This is a genomic window from Dysgonomonas reticulitermitis (genome assembly GCF_054601275.1).
This window is the reverse complement of record NZ_BAAHWU010000003.1, coordinates 159,927-175,168: the sequence shown is the minus strand read 5'-3', so window position 1 is coordinate 175,168 and position 15,242 is coordinate 159,927. Positions and strand designations below refer to the sequence as shown.

Here is a 15,242-nt window from a genome sequence, read left to right as displayed (position 1 = left end):
GTTTCTATTTTTATCTGTAACTGCTTTTGCTCAACGTCAGGAGAAAACCATAAATGACGGATGGCGGTTTATGCGGCAAGATTAAGTTTACCGGTCGATCAGGCAAGGCATATATAAATGGGATAAAAATTCGAAAATTATAGTCAAAACCGGGCTGTAAGGCAATTCTATGTGACCGGTAAAGTCGTTTTGAACATTTTTTACAAATAATTGAGCAATTATAGCAAACAATTTTAACAATAGTATTTTAATTTTGTAACATATATAACCAACCAGACCATGAAAAAAATAATCTTATTCATCATGCTTTGTTTCACAATATCCGTAAACGCGCAATGGATGTGGAATACCGATAAGATGAATGAAATAAAAAACGATCTGCATTCGTTTACTTATTCTAACGCATACCGGAGCCTTATCGACGATGCTGAAAAAGCCCTGCAAAGAGGAACTTATTCTGTTACCTTTAAAGAAGGTTTAGCGCCGAGCGGAGATAAGCATGATTATGTGAGCCTGAGCCGTTATGTATGGCCCGATCCATCCAAGAAAGACGGGCTTCCATATATAACCCGGGACGGAGAATCAAATCCTGAGTTGGAAAAATATGATCGGAATCCTCTGGGAAATATGGCTGGTTCGGTAACTACTCTGTCGTTGGCATATTATTATAGTGGAGATGAGCGTTATGCCCGAAAAGCGGTGGATTTGTTGAGGGTATGGTTCCTCAATAAGGATACAAAAATGAATCCTCATCTGACTTATGCACAATTTGTACCTGGAGTAAACGACAATAAAGGCCGTCCATACGGATTGATCGATACATATTCGTTTGTAGATATGCTTAACGCTGTAAAACTGTTGGAGACGTCAAGTAATTATACATCCGAAGATAAAGAAGGATTACAACAATGGTTCAGCCGGCTCAAAGAATGGTGGCAGACCAGTGAACAGGCGATAGCTGAAAAAAACGGGACAAATAATCACGGACTTGCATATGATGTTCAGCTTGTTATGTATTCATTATTTTCAGGAGATAAAGAAACCGCTTTGAAAGTTATTGATGCATTTCCCAAAGTACGCTTGTTTGACCAAATTATGCCTGATGGCAGCCAGCCTCATGAATTAAGAAGGACACTTGCATACCACTACTCGGTATATAATCTATATTTTATGGTAGATATGGCCGCCATTGCAAAGAATCAAGGGATAGAAATCTATAAGATGCAATCAGCCGATGGCAGGTCGTTATATAAAGCGATTGACTTTCTGTCCCCATATTTGGGCAAGGACAAATCTTCCTGGCCATATAAGCAAATCAGTGGATGGGATGGCGCATTACAATCTTTATGTAAGGAATTGTACAGAGTGAGTACGATCGATCCTTCCCGTCAGGATTATTTGCAGCTATATAAAACTTATAGTAAGCAGGGCTTATCGGATCGTAACCGTTTACTTTATGGTGCAACAGACCCTATCGAAGAAGCTTTTACCTTTGCAGGAAAGCAATTCCAATATGCTTATACATGTGCTGATGATGTAATAGCTAAATCAAAAAATAAGGAAAAGGCTATTCCACGTACTATTAATAAAGATGGAAGTCTCCGCCTGGTCGATTCCCGCGATTGGTGTTCCGGGTTCTTTCCGGGTTCGCAATGGTTTATGTATGCCTATACCAAAGACGATAAATGGAAGGCGGCGGCAGACAAGTACAGTAAGATAATAGAAGAAGAGAAATTTGACCGCACATCTCATGACGTAGGTTTCAAAATGTTCAGTTCTTATGGAAATGGATATAAACTGACAGGTAATGAGTCTTATAAAGAAGTTGTAATTGAGTCGGCAAAAACATTGATCAAACGTTTCAGTGCAAAAACAGGGTTGATACGCTCATGGGATTTCAATCGTAAAGTTTGGCAATATCCTGTTATCATAGACAATATGATGAATCTTGAATTACTGTTCGAAGCCTCGAAATATACCGGAGATAAGATATATTATGATATTGCGGACAGACATGCCGAAACTACGTTGAAAAATCATTTTCGCGACGATTATTCATCGTTCCATGTAGTGGATTATGATACAATAACAGGAAAAGCACGTCTTAAGCAGACTCATCAGGGTTTTTCAGATCCATCGGCGTGGGCGCGCGGACAGGCGTGGGGATTATATGGTTTTACTATGGCATACAGATATACGCAAAAAGCCGGATATCTGAAACAGGCAGAAGGAATAGCCGGTTTTATGTTTACCTATCCTAATCTTCCCGAAGATATGATACCGTATTGGGATTATAATGATACAGCTATACCGAATGCGCCGAGAGACGCTTCTGCTGCTGCAATATCGGCATCGGCATTATACGAATTGGCTCGGTATATTCCTGAAAAGAAAGGTTTGTACATGAAGTGGGCTGATACTATCTTAGCTAATCTCATCCAATATTACGAGACAAAGGTTGGTACTAACTATGGATTTCTACTTCTTCATTCTACCGGGCACAAACCCGGCGGGGATGAAATAGATGTCCCTATCAGCTATGCCGATTATTATTTTCTGGAAGCATTACTCAGGCGAAATAAATTGTGAGATATGTTAGTATTTGAGGGTGTGTCAAAAATATTTTTCACTTTCTTTTTGTCATGTTGAGCGGAGTGAAACATCTCGTTTCTCAGGGTTGAGATCCTTCGTCGCACTCAGGATGACAAAGAGGGTAGCACATTGATAGTGCTGTTCTACTTTCGACACACCCTCTTCCCGCTACAATTTTATTTCTATAAACAAAATATTAAAACTTAAACCTAAATTATTTTTATCATGAAGTATCCGCTTATTATTTGCAGTCTGGTATTTTTATCATTTTTCTCATGTAAAAATCAGCAAAGTAATGAAGATCTTGTAAAAAAAGATTTTGATTTTGCTGCGTCACAGTTGGCTCTTGCAATGACAGAAGTAAATAAGGCTCTGGCTGAGGACAGTACTGCCGCAAGGAAGATGTTAGTCTCTCCCCGTACAATCGAGCCGGACGGCAAACTGAAGCTGGTTGCTTCCCGCGATTGGTGTTCAGGATTTTTCCCCGGTTCATTATGGTACATGTATGAGTATACGAAGGATAAAAAATGGGAAGACGCAGCCCGTAAATATACCGGCCCTTTGGAACGTGAAAAGACAAATGGCGGTACGCACGATATGGGATTCAAAGTATATTGCAGTTTTGGCAATGGATATCGTCTGACAAAGGACGAAAATTATAAAAACATTATGTTGGAAGCGGCTTATACGTTGATAACCAGATATAAACCCAATGCTAAGGTAATCCGTTCATGGGATCACAACGGGGGTAAATGGCAGAACCCTGTTATTATCGACAATATGATGAATCTCGAACTGCTTTTCTGGGCATTTAAAGAAAGCAAAGATTCAACATTTTACAATATAGCAGTTAATCATGCCCATACTACCATAAAAAATCATTTTCGTGAAGATTACGGTACATATCATGTGATCGATTATGATACAATCACAGGTGAAGTCCTTAAAAGAAATACGCATCAGGGATTTGCCGATGAGTCTACCTGGTCCAGAGGCGAGGCTTGGGCTATTTACGGTTATACAATGTGCTACCGCGAAACCAAACTTCCTGAATTTTTGGAGCAGGCAAAACATGTAGCGAATTTTATATTTACAAATGCGAACCTTCCCGAAGACCTTATCCCGTATTGGGACTACAATGCACCGCAAATACCGGACGAACCGCGTGATGTTTCGGCTGCGACAGTTACAGCTTCGGCTTTGTATGAATTAAGTACATACGATACGGAAAATGCCGCGAAATATAAAAAATGGGCGGATACTATACTCGAAAATCTGAGTAAGAACTATATGGCGAAACAGGGAGAAGACAGAGGATTCTTATTATTACACAGTGTAGGCTCCAAGCCTGGTAACTCTGAGGTGGATGTACCTTTGTCTTACGCTGATTATTACTTCCTTGAAGCATTGTTGAGGAAACAAACTCTCGGGCAAACAGGTAAATTGTTTTAATAAGACAAATCTTGAAGTTTAGACAATGAATAAATTATTCTATAAGATAATTTCAATCTGTATCTTTTCCGGTATTAGTTTGTCTGTTTTTTCACAGATAGACTATTCTCAAAAGGTAAGGTTGAATGACGGATGGGAGTTCCTCCGTGAGGACTTAGGCAGCATATGGGAATCGGTAAGGCCTGTGGCAAACAGTGATGCTCCCGAGGCTGTTCCTTTGTGGTCGAAAGTATCTCTGCCTCATTGCTTTAACGCGGAAGATGGCGTCGATCCGGACGTCAATTATTACGAAGGGCCGGGTTGGTATCGCACCATGCTGGACGTAAATAATCCCTATCCGAACGGACGTACTATCCTTGAGTTTGAAGGCGCCGGACAGAAAACGGATGTTTATATATTCACTCAAAAAGTAGGTAGCCATGTCGGTGGATATGATGAGTGGACGGTGGATATAACGGATGCGATTAACGATTTTTTGAAGAGTGGGGATGCAAAACGGTTCAACGGTAAAATACCATTGTCTGTCCGGTGCGATAATACACGGGATACTGAACTCATACCTTCGGATATGTCTGACTTTTCTATCTATGGAGGAATCTATCGTTATCTGAATCTGATTTATACTCCGGCAGTATCTTTTACCGGTATTCATACAAATGCTTCTGTAGACGAAAAAGGAAAGCTTGGAAATCTTAAGATAAGCGGACGTTTTTCTAATAAATCTACAGACAACTCTGCGTCTTTAAATATTAAGGTATTCGATCCAGAAGGCAAATTGGTAAAAGAAGAGAATAAAACGATATCAGGCTTTACCGGACAGGAACTTTTATCTGTTGATATAGCCAAGCCTTTGTTGTGGTCGCCTCAGTCCCCGAATCTTTACTCTTGTGAGCTGACTTTATCTTCTTCGTCGGGAACGATGACTTGTAAAGATGTTTTTGGTTTCAGATATTTTGAGTTCAAAGATAAGGGACCGTTTTACCTGAATGGAGAGCGTCTTCTACTCAAGGGCACACATCGTCACGAAGATCAAGCAGGTGTGGGCGCGGCTATGACCGAAGATCAGATTATACACGAAATGCAGCTGATGAAAGATATGGGCGTAAACTTCATTCGTTTAGGTCATTATCAGCAGTCTCGTATTGTTCTTGAGCAATGTGACAAACTCGGAATATTAGTCTGGGAAGAAATACCATGGTGCCGTGGCGGACTTGGGGGCGATGTATATAAGGAGCAAGCTCGCAGGATGCTGACCAATATGATTGAACAGCATCGCAATCACCCTTCGGTAATTCTTTGGGGATTGGGGAACGAAAATGACTGGCCGAACGATTTTCCTGAGTTTGATAAAGAAAAGATTCGTGGATTCATGAGCGAGTTGCATAATCTTTCTCATCAATTGGATAATACACGCCTGACCTGTATACGTCGTTGCGACTTTTGTAAAGATATTGTGGATGTATATTCTCCTTCTATATGGGCAGGATGGTACAGGGGCTTTTATACTCAGTACAAAGAATTTACCCGGATGGAAATGGAAAAAGTAAACCATTTTCTTCATGTAGAGTGGGGCGGAGACAGCCATGCCATGCGCCATGCCGAATACGATTATTCTGCAATAGAAAATAGTACTGATAAGGATGCGGCTTATGCCGGAATTGCTAAAGCATCGAAAGCAAAACAAGATTGGAGCGAATCATATATAACAGATATTATAGACTGGCACCTGAAAGAACAGGAAACTATGCCCTGGCTTACAGGAACAGCTTATTGGCCTTTCAAAGACTTTTCTACACCGTTGCGTCCTACCAACCCTGTGCCGTTTGTGAATCAAAAGGGAGTGGTCGGCCGTGATCTGGCATTGAAAGAGGTTTATTATGTATTCCAGTCATATTGGACAGACAGGCCGATGATACATATATACGGACATACCTGGCCTACACGTTGGGGTAAAGCCGATGAAGAAAAGATTGTAAAAGTTTATTCCAACTGTGATGAAGTCGAGTTTTTCCTGAATGGAAAAAGCTTAGGTAAAAAGAAACGTAATTCGCAGGATTTTCCCGCGGCAGGACTGCGCTGGAATACCTTGTTGCAAAGTGGGAAAAATACTGTGAAAGCAATCGGAACAAAAGGTACAGGTAAAGCTAAAGCCGTAGTAGAAGACGAAATAACTTTTGAGTACGAAACAAGATCATTTGGTAAACCTGCCGAAATAAAAGTAACGACATCAAAGGCTGATGATAATACTGTATGGGTAGAAGTTGAACTCCGGGATGCCAATGGTATAGTCTCTTTGGAGTCATCGGATTTTATTCGGTTCGAGTCTGCCGGTGATGGACGACTGATAAAGAATCAAGGTACATCTACGGGTTCGGACAAAGTGCAGGCTTACAATGGAAAAGCTAAAATAAAGTTGGAAAAGAATAAGGGCAAATCGGTTGTAGCGGTAAAAGTAGATGGATTGAAAACCGTTTTTGTTACTATCGAATAGGGAATATTGGAATGAAAGTGTTTTTAGGTTATTATATAGTTTTTCTCAGTCTATGTGTATTGCATGTCTCGTGTAATACACATATTGACTGGAATAAAAGTGCGGATATTGTTCTGCATGAAGTAATAAAGCAGAATGCTGCGTGGGCATTGGAACAAACTCCTCAGACAATCACAGATTTCAGATGCGAGCGCAGCGCAGGTGGTGTACATGATTTTTATTCCGAAGGAGATTATTGGTGGCCTGATCCGTCAAATCCTGATGGACCCTATATAAGAAAAGATGGAGAAACAAATCCTGAAAATTTTATAGCGCACCGGCAGGTGATGATTCGTTTTAGTAAGATAATAGGATCGTTGGCCTCGGCGTATGTTACAACAGGTGATGACAAATACGTACAAGCCGCTTTTAAGCACTTGAATGCATGGTTTGTAGATACCAACACTATGATGGCTCCTAATCTTCTTTATGCACAGGCTATTAAGGGGGTAAGCTTAGGCAGGGGTGTCGGTATAATAGACACAGTTCATTTGATGGAAGTTGCTCAGGGTGTTATTTGCATGCAAAACTCCAGATATGCAGATCCCGAAAGCCTGAAAGCCATAAAGCAATGGTTCTCGGACTATATAGAGTGGCTGACTACCCATAAGAATGGAATAGATGAAATGAATGCCAGGAATAATCACGGAACATGCTGGGTGATGCAGGTAGCTTCGTTTGCAAAACTTACGGGAAATGAAAATGTGTTGGAACTTTGCCGCAAACGCTATAAAGAAGTCTTATTGCCAACCCAGATGGCCGAGAATGGAAGCTTTCCCCTCGAGTTGGAACGGACAAAACCTTACGGATATGCACTGTTTAATCTGGATGCAATGGCAACCATATGCCGGATACTGTCTATCGAAAAAGATAATTTGTGGGAGTATACGGCAGATAAGGGGCAGAATATAAAGAAGGGTATTGAGTTTATGTATCCGTTCATCAAAGATAAATCGACCTGGACTTATCCGCAGGATGTGATGTACTGGAATGATTGGCCTGTAGCACAACCTGCTCTTATTTTCGGGGCTGTTGCATATAATAACAAATCATATTTCGATCTGTGGAAACGGTTGGATCATAATCCGGAGATAGGTGAAGTGGAGCGAAATTTGCCAATAAGGAATCCTTTGATATGGTTAAGAAATTAAGGAAAAATTCGGGATATTTTTTGCTTTAATAAGATAAAAGGGTTATCTTTGTCGGCTGAAAAAGAAAAAATAATTAAAAACTATTATAATGAAGAAAGGTATTCATCCAGAAAACTATCGTCCGGTTGCTTTCAAAGATATGTCTAATGATGAGGTGTTTATCTCACGTTCAACTATCAACGCCAGAGAAACTATCGAAATAGACGGCGTTACTTATCCACTGGTAAAACTTGAAATTACCAGTTCTTCACATCCTTTCTACACAGGTAAACAAAAACTTGTGGATACAGCGGGACGTGTTGATAAGTTCATGAGCCGTTATGCAAAACGTACTCAACCGAAAAAATAATAATTGAGTGTAGAAATTACGTGACTACGAAATAAAAGAGTCGACCAATAATATGGTTGGCTCTTTTTTTATAATTATCAGGATTGTAACAGTATATTCAAAAAATATCCGTTAAATTTATCAGGTTATTTATCTGGTTATTAATCAAGGAAATTATCATGCTGAAAGAAGAAACACTTAAATTTATTACAGAACTAAAACTGAATAACAATAGAGAATGGTTCGCGGAAAATAAAGCCGTATACGAAAAAGCCCGCGCTGATTTTGAACAACTGGTGGCGCAGATAATACAGGGAATAAATACTTTCGATCCTGAGTTAGGATACCTGGAACCCAAGAAGTGTATTTTCCGGATATACAGGGATGTAAGATTTTCGGAAGATAAATCTCCCTATAAAACACATTTCGGGGCAGTGTTTCGCCCTAGTGGATTGAATAAAACTTCGGGTTATTATTTTCATCTCGATCCGGATGAGGCTTTTGTATCCTGCGGACATTATATGCTGATGCCTGACCAATTAAAAAAGGTTAGAAGAGGTATTTATAGCGATTTTGAGATGTTCAGCTCTATCATTAATGATAAGAATTTTAAAAAGGAATTTGGCGATTTGTATAAGGATGATGATATGCTGAAACGTGTTCCTAACGGATTCGACAAAGATCATCCGGCTGCTGAATATATGAAACTCAAGCACTTTTATGTCCTAAAATCTCTATCCCGGAAACAATTATTGGATAAGGACTTAGCTAACTATGTGGTTGAGATGTATAAACAAATGTATCCTTTAAGCCAATTCTTAAATGACATTTTGTTAGAGGACTAATAGTTATCGGTTAATTACAACTTATTTTATCAAAAAAAACAGTTACACTGAGTACCACTGAGCAGACACTGAGGTTCACCGAGACTAAAAAAACTCAGTGTTTCTCTGTGTCTGCTCAGTGGTACTCCGTGTCATAAAATATATTTACCGACCTGATTATAAACTATTGAATTGATAAACAATAATATATGATATATTGAAATCTTCCGGCCACTCGTGAATGGAATGAGCCTTTTATTTTTATAAGCAATTTTCCGCATGATAAGAAGATCTGACCAAAGGGCCGCTTTCTACATATGCAAATCCTTTTTCTAAAGCAATTTCTTTGAATCGTTTAAATTCATCCGGATGTATGTAAGCCGAAACAGGCAGGTGTTTACGGCTTGGCTGTAAATACTGTCCTATGGTGAGTACAGAACAGTTTGCGGCTAAAAGATCATCCATTACTTGCAATATTTCTTCTGTTGTTTCTCCTAGACCGACCATTATTCCCGATTTTGACTTTAAACCATTTGCGGCGATACGATTCAATACCGACAGGCTTACATCATATTTGGCGGCGCTGCGAACTAGCGGGGTAAGCCTTTTGACTGTCTCCATATTATGTGAAATGACATTTGGCGCCGCTTGACAGACCATATCTACCAATTCCATTTTTCCCTGAAAGTCCGGTATAAGCACCTCTAAGGTGGTGCCGGGGTTTACCGATTTTATTCTTCGTATCGTCTCCACCCAGTGCGAAGCTCCTTGGTCGGGCAGATCATCCCTATCGACAGAGGTTACAACCGCATGTTTTAGTTTCATCAATTTTATCGATTCTGCTACATTCTGAGGCTCCCCGGGATCGAGAGACAAGGGCCTTCCCGTCTTCGTGTTGCAGAATTTGCATGAACGTGTGCAAATGTCTCCTCCGATCATGAATGTTGCTGTTCCGCGTCCCCAGCATTCGCCCATATTCGGACAACGTCCGCTTGAACAGATAGTATGTAGGTTGTGAGATTTTACGATGTTTTCAGTTTGAGAGAAGTTATCATTCCCTCCGAGTTTTATTTTCAGCCAATCAGGCTTTCTTACATGCTCCATTATATATGTTTAAAATACAAATATAAACCATCAAAGGTTAATAAATGTTCTATAATGGGTGAAAAAAGGCATAGTACATGACAAAAAATATTGCAAAATCTTATATTTCCCTTACAGGGCTCGGTTTCAGGGGATTTCGTTTTCCCACCCAAGGCGTTGTCATTGGGCTATATTATGTAGCCCCTTCAGGGCATCGTGGAAAGAAAAAGGCTGAAAGCCTGATATATTCCAGCCCGGGGTAACACCCCGGTGAGATGACAGACTAGGGAACCGTGCCCTGTAAGGGCAACATAATAAGTCTTTTAAATGTATATAAAATATTTTTTGTCATGTACTATGGAAAAAAGGTTATCTTTTATTTACTGTACAAATTTGTATAGAAAAAGATCTTTATTATTTTTGTTGTAATTTGAACCCTAGACCCCTATTTTAAAAAATTGTATGACTTATAGAAACTTAACTTCTCTTGAAATAGAGAAACTTACCCATCATGGCTGTATTGCCGAAAATTGGGATAATATAACTGTACACCGTGACTTTTCTCCCGAATATATAAAAGCTGTAACTTTCTCGGGAAAAATAAAACTCGGAGTTCTTGAAGAATCCTTTACTCTTCCCGGAGGATTGAAAAAACATTCCGGAATAAATCATGCTTGTTTCCATAATTGTGAAATTGGCGATAATGTATTAATCGAAAATGTTCAGAACTATATAGCGAATTACCGTATTGGCAATAATGTCAGAATACAGAATATACATCACCTTTATGTAGAGGGTGAATCTGCTTTTGGCAATGGTGTGGAGGTCTCGGTATTGAACGAAACAGGTGGGCGCGAAGTCTTGATTTATGATAAGCTTAGCGCTCATTTTGCTTATATTTTGTCGTTCTATCGTCATCGCCCTGCTTTAATTAAGAAAATGCAGGATATGGTGCGCAGTTATGCTGAGAAGCAGGCCTCCTCGATGGGAACAATAGGTGATGATGTTGCTATTGTGAATGCAGGGGCGATAAAGAATGTCAATATAGGGCATTGTGCTGAAATAGAAGGAGCCCGGCATCTTGAGAATGGAAGTATTAATAGTAATCGATATGCACCTGTTCATATAGGTTATAGCGTGATGGCATACGATTTTATAATCAGTTCAGGGTCCCGTGTCGAGGATGGAACAATGCTTACCCGTTGTTTTGTAGGTCAATCTTGCCAATTGGGACATACTTACTCGGCCAGCGATTCCTTGTTTTTTAGCAATTGCCAGGGTGAAAACGGCGAAGCTTGTGCTTTGTTCGCAGGGCCTTATACTGTTACACATCATAAGTCAACGCTGCTTATTGCCGGTATGTTTTCCTTTATGAATGCCGGTTCCGGATCGAACCAGAGTAATCATATGTACAAGTTGGGGCCTATACATCAGGGGATAGTTGAAAGAGGAGGGAAAACGACCAGTAATTCTTATGTTTTGTGGCCTGCGCGTATCGGGGCATTTTCATTAATCATGGGGCGCCATTATCATAATCCGGATACTTCGGATATGCCATTCTCTTATCTGATAGAAGATAAGAATGAATCGATACTGGTACCCGGTGTAAATCTCCGTAGTGTCGGCACAATCCGTGATGCTCAAAAATTCCCTAAACGTGATAAACGTAAGGACCCTGAGAAGTTCGATCAGATCAACTTTAATTTATTAAGCCCTTATACCGTTCAAAAAATGTTTAAGGCTATAGATATATTATCCGGCCTGCAAAATACCTGTGGCGAGACTTCAGCTTTCTATACATATCAGAGTTGCCGGATCAAAGGTACATCCCTTAAAAAGGGGATAGGCCTATACAAGATGGCTATTATCAAATTTCTGGGGAACTCTATTATTTCACGTTTGTCCAATTGTCCTTGTAGTAGCAATGAAGAAATCAGAAATTGTTTAAATCCTGATACATCTGTCGGATTAAACGAGTGGAGCGACATTGGAGGATTGTTAGCGCCACGGTCGGAAATCGACTCTCTGATAAATCATATCGAATCCGGTGATATATCTGATGTTGAGACAATCAATAATGTCTTTGTTCAGCTTCACAAAAGTTATTATTCATTGGAATGGACTTGGGCCTGGGATAAAATACAGCAATATTTTGGAGTTTCGTTACAATCGATTGTTGCTGAAGATATTATTTCTATTGTTAAAAGCTGGAATGAAGCAGTTGTAGATTTAGATAAGATGATATATGAAGATGCCAAGAAGGAGTTCTCCCTCTCTTCTCGTACCGGATTTGGTGTAGATGGTGACCGTTATCAGCAGAAAGTAGATTTTGATCAAGTCCGCGGCGTATTTGAAGAAAATGCATTTGTAAAAGCTATATTACAGCATATTGAAGCTAAGACCAAGCTTGGAGAAGAGCTTATAAACAGATTGAGCCAATAAGCATATTAACTTTTCCGGAGAAAGTTTGAATCATAAAAAAAGAGTCCGCGGTGTCACATCGCAGACTCTTTTATACTTTAACACAAACTTTACAAAACTACATACAAATATAACCGTATTAAATGTCAAATAGTTTAAGTATATTAGTTAAATATGCGTAACAATTCTTGCTTTTATAAAATAGTAACTGTTTCTTCATAGTACATGACAAAAAATATTTTACATATTTAAAAGGCTTATTATGTTGCCCTTGCAGGGCGCAGTTCCTTCGGTTGTCATCTCACCGGGGTGTTACCCCGGGCTGGAATATATCAGGCTTTCAGCCTGTTTATTTCCTTGATGCCCTGAAGGGGCTACATAATATAGCCCAATGGCAACGCCTTGGGTGGGAAAACGAAATCCCCTGAAACCGCGCCCTGTAAGGGCAATATAAGATTTTGCAATATTTTTGTCATGTACTATGCTGTTTCTTCATATGGAGCAGCTATTATTTTATGCAGGTTAGTTATTAAAGTGATATAAAAATATAACAGTCTCCTCCAACGCGCTTTTGGAAGAGTCTTTAATTTCCAACACAACTTTTAATTCTGCTTTTGCTATACCTCGAAGATTAACTAAGGATGCCAGTTTTACATTTAGGCGTACTTCGTTACCAGCAATCACGGGTTGATTAAATTTTAATTTTTCAATACCGTAGTTTATGAGCATTTTAATATTATTTACCTCGATTATCTGATCCCATAAGTAGGGGAGAATAGAGACCATCAGATAACCATGTGCAATGGTGCTCTTAAACGGACTTTCTTCTTTTGCCCTTTTTTCATCAACATGTATCCATTGATAATCCAAGGTTGCTTCGGCAAATTTATTGATGCGTTCTTGCGTGATTTTTAGATAATCGGAAACGCCGATCTCTTTGCCTACATATTGTTCAAAATCCTGATAGGAATTAATAATTACTTTGCTCATAAAAAGTTCGTTACAATTTCAGGATAAAAATACCCATATTGGCTGATATAACCAAATCTGATACTACCATTTTAATTTTCAACAGTCTCTTTTGTCTTATCCGGCGTCGAAAGAGTAACTTTATACAACTGTGGATCGCTCAATACTTCTATCGCTTTACTAACTTCTCTATCGTATTGCAGATCATATTTAGCAACACCTTTCTGATAATAGTATCTTCTGATTATCTCAGTGTTGATCAGCCGTGTGATAGGTTCTTTAAAGGTTTCCATGTCTCTGTCCAGATTTGGAACGAGCTTTGCTTCCAAGGCTTTAAATTCAGCTTCGGAGTACTTCATATAACCTTCAAATTCCATAACCTCCTTCAGGGAAGCTATTGATTTTTCGCTTATACGGTCATATTGAAAGTCTTTCGATTTGACAAATTCTTTGAAATTTTCATAATCCTGATCTGTAATGGAGAAATTTTCAGGACTGCCGATTGTCTTGTGTTTTTGCACCCAATTGTTTACCCAATCGAAGACGATATACTGGTTAGCCAGGTAAAATGTAATTGTAGGAGTTTTCAGTTCATCTAAAGTTATATCAGGAGTAACACCTCCACCATCTCTTACAGGTCTCCCCGCTTCGGTATAAAATACTGTAGTAAGGCTGTCCGGAATACGGCCTACGCTTCCATCGGCATTGCGATGCGAATAGTCGATTGCTTGTACGCATCTGCCACTAGGTATGTAGTATTTAGAGGTGGTGACTTTCAAACCTCCTCCATAAGGCATTTCACGAGGTGTTTGTACAAGTCCCTTGCCAAATGTACGTTCTCCTATCAGCACTGCTCTGTCCATATCTTGCAGCGATCCTGCCAGTATTTCCGAAGCTGAGGCTGAAGATCGGCTTGTCAATATAACTAACGGTATTTCAGTATCATTTGGTTCTAAGGTAGTACGGTATGTTCTATCCAGCTGCTTAAGTTTTCCTTTTGTAGATACTACTATCTTTCCTTTTGGCACGAACAGGTTCACTATTTGCACCGCCTCTTCCAGAATACCTCCTCCGTTTTGTCTCACATCGATGATTATCGATGTTGCTCCTTGTTTTTTTAAGTCAAGAAAAGCGCTTTTTATATCTGAAGATATTTTGTCTGTAAAAGTGGAAAAGTTGATATATCCGGTATTAGGACTTACCATTCCATAGTAAGGTATAATATCGATGGATATTTTTTCTCTGGTAATTTTCAGAGTTACAGGTTTCTTTTCACCCTGACGTTCTACGGTAACTTCGATCGTTGTTCCGGGTTGTCCTTTCAGGTTACTGCTAACATAGCTGTTTAGTGTAAGGCCATATGCTTCTCCATCTACTTTGTCGCATTTGGTCATATCTTTTCCATCTATGGATAATATCTTGTCCCCGGCTTTCAATCCGGCTTTCGCGGCGGGGCTGTTTTCGTATGGTTCTATAACTGTAACTCTATCGTCTTTGTACGAAATCACAGCGCCTACTCCTGCATACTCACCGGTAATTTGGGTGTTGAATTCCTTCATTTCTTCTTCGTTGAAGTACTCTGTATAAGGATCAAGAGTATTGAGCATATTATCCAATCCTGTACGTACGGTCTTACTTACATCGATACTGTCCACATAAAACATGTCTATTTCGCGTAGAGCCGAATTGAATATATCCAGGTTTTTGTTTATATCGAAGTAGCGTTGTTGCTGTTTGTTTTTATCGGGATTGCTTTGAGATTGGATTTGTCCTATTCCGGTGAGTAGAAACGTCAGAATAATTGCAGCTATTTTGTTATTCATTCTATGATATTCTTTATATATTACGCAAAGGAAATACTTTTTTGTTAATATGAGAAATCCGTATTATTA

The 15,242-nt window shown here is 39.4% G+C and carries 11 protein-coding genes; 8 read left to right on the top strand and 3 right to left on the bottom strand.

Annotation, left to right across the window (positions count from 1 at the left end; all coding sequences use genetic code 11):
• Nucleotides 1-279 precede the first annotated feature (279 nt).
• From ACYPZI_RS02875 to ACYPZI_RS02850, 6 genes are all read left to right on the top strand, one after another.
• Nucleotides 280-2,589 carry an alginate lyase family protein gene (locus tag ACYPZI_RS02875; protein ID WP_459598405.1) on the top strand — a complete coding sequence of 770 codons (2,310 nt, stop codon included), beginning with the start codon at nt 280-282 and terminating at the stop codon, nt 2,587-2,589.
• A gap of 228 nt (nt 2,590-2,817) precedes the next feature.
• Nucleotides 2,818-4,044, top strand: a complete 1,227-nt coding sequence (locus tag ACYPZI_RS02870; protein WP_459598403.1) for a glycoside hydrolase family 88 protein — start codon at nt 2,818-2,820, stop codon at nt 4,042-4,044.
• 25 nt (nt 4,045-4,069) lie between these two features.
• The gene (locus tag ACYPZI_RS02865; RefSeq protein WP_459598401.1) at nt 4,070-6,535 is read left to right on the top strand and encodes a glycoside hydrolase family 2 protein; all 2,466 of its coding nucleotides are present in this window, start codon (nt 4,070-4,072) and stop codon (nt 6,533-6,535) included.
• 11 nt (nt 6,536-6,546) lie between these two features.
• Nucleotides 6,547-7,725 (top strand): alginate lyase family protein, encoded by a 1,179-nt coding sequence (locus ACYPZI_RS02860; protein WP_459598399.1) that lies wholly within the window; start codon nt 6,547-6,549, stop codon nt 7,723-7,725.
• An 88-nt stretch (nt 7,726-7,813) separates the two neighbouring features.
• Nucleotides 7,814-8,074, top strand: a complete 261-nt coding sequence (locus ACYPZI_RS02855) for a type B 50S ribosomal protein L31 (protein ID WP_459598397.1) — start codon at nt 7,814-7,816, stop codon at nt 8,072-8,074.
• A 158-nt stretch (nt 8,075-8,232) separates the two neighbouring features.
• Nucleotides 8,233-8,898, top strand: a complete 666-nt coding sequence (locus ACYPZI_RS02850; protein WP_459598395.1) for a DUF2461 domain-containing protein — start codon at nt 8,233-8,235, stop codon at nt 8,896-8,898.
• Nucleotides 8,899-9,138: 240 nt separating this feature from the next.
• Here ACYPZI_RS02850 and lipA read toward each other — a convergent pair whose 3' ends face one another.
• The gene (gene lipA, locus ACYPZI_RS02845; RefSeq protein ID WP_459598467.1) at nt 9,139-9,984 is read right to left on the bottom strand and encodes a lipoyl synthase; all 846 of its coding nucleotides are present in this window, start codon (nt 9,982-9,984) and stop codon (nt 9,139-9,141) included.
• A 74-nt stretch (nt 9,985-10,058) separates the two neighbouring features.
• Between lipA and ACYPZI_RS02840 the strand changes: the two genes are divergently transcribed.
• Entirely contained in the window at nt 10,059-10,223 is a 165-nt protein-coding gene (locus tag ACYPZI_RS02840; protein ID WP_459598393.1) for a hypothetical protein, read from the top strand.
• Between the two features lie 199 nt (nt 10,224-10,422).
• Entirely contained in the window at nt 10,423-12,402 is a 1,980-nt protein-coding gene (locus ACYPZI_RS02835; protein ID WP_459598391.1) for a DUF4954 family protein, read from the top strand.
• Nucleotides 12,403-12,903: 501 nt separating this feature from the next.
• Here ACYPZI_RS02835 and ACYPZI_RS02830 read toward each other — a convergent pair.
• On the bottom strand, nt 12,904-13,371 hold the full coding sequence (locus ACYPZI_RS02830) for a MaoC family dehydratase (protein WP_459598389.1): 468 nt from the start codon (nt 13,369-13,371) through the stop codon (nt 12,904-12,906).
• Between the two features lie 71 nt (nt 13,372-13,442).
• Nucleotides 13,443-15,173: a S41 family peptidase gene (locus tag ACYPZI_RS02825; protein WP_459598387.1), complete on the bottom strand. Its 1,731-nt coding sequence runs from the start codon at nt 15,171-15,173 to the stop codon at nt 13,443-13,445.
• Nucleotides 15,174-15,242: the final 69 nt, after the last annotated feature.

What these genes read in the sequence shown, in the direction of transcription:
- ACYPZI_RS02825 (WP_459598387.1), bottom strand. Translation starts at nt 15,173, where the DNA reads ATGAATAACAAAATAGCTGCAATTATTCTGACGTTTCTACTCACCGGA.
- ACYPZI_RS02830 (WP_459598389.1), bottom strand. Translation starts at nt 13,371, where the DNA reads ATGAGCAAAGTAATTATTAATTCCTATCAGGATTTTGAACAATATGTA.
- ACYPZI_RS02875 (WP_459598405.1), top strand. Translation starts at nt 280, where the DNA reads ATGAAAAAAATAATCTTATTCATCATGCTTTGTTTCACAATATCCGTA.
- ACYPZI_RS02860 (WP_459598399.1), top strand. Translation starts at nt 6,547, where the DNA reads ATGAAAGTGTTTTTAGGTTATTATATAGTTTTTCTCAGTCTATGTGTA.
- ACYPZI_RS02840 (WP_459598393.1), top strand. Translation starts at nt 10,059, where the DNA reads ATGACAAAAAATATTGCAAAATCTTATATTTCCCTTACAGGGCTCGGT.
- ACYPZI_RS02870 (WP_459598403.1), top strand. Translation starts at nt 2,818, where the DNA reads ATGAAGTATCCGCTTATTATTTGCAGTCTGGTATTTTTATCATTTTTC.
- ACYPZI_RS02865 (WP_459598401.1), top strand. Translation starts at nt 4,070, where the DNA reads ATGAATAAATTATTCTATAAGATAATTTCAATCTGTATCTTTTCCGGT.
- ACYPZI_RS02850 (WP_459598395.1), top strand. Translation starts at nt 8,233, where the DNA reads ATGCTGAAAGAAGAAACACTTAAATTTATTACAGAACTAAAACTGAAT.
- ACYPZI_RS02855 (WP_459598397.1), top strand. Translation starts at nt 7,814, where the DNA reads ATGAAGAAAGGTATTCATCCAGAAAACTATCGTCCGGTTGCTTTCAAA.
- ACYPZI_RS02835 (WP_459598391.1), top strand. Translation starts at nt 10,423, where the DNA reads ATGACTTATAGAAACTTAACTTCTCTTGAAATAGAGAAACTTACCCAT.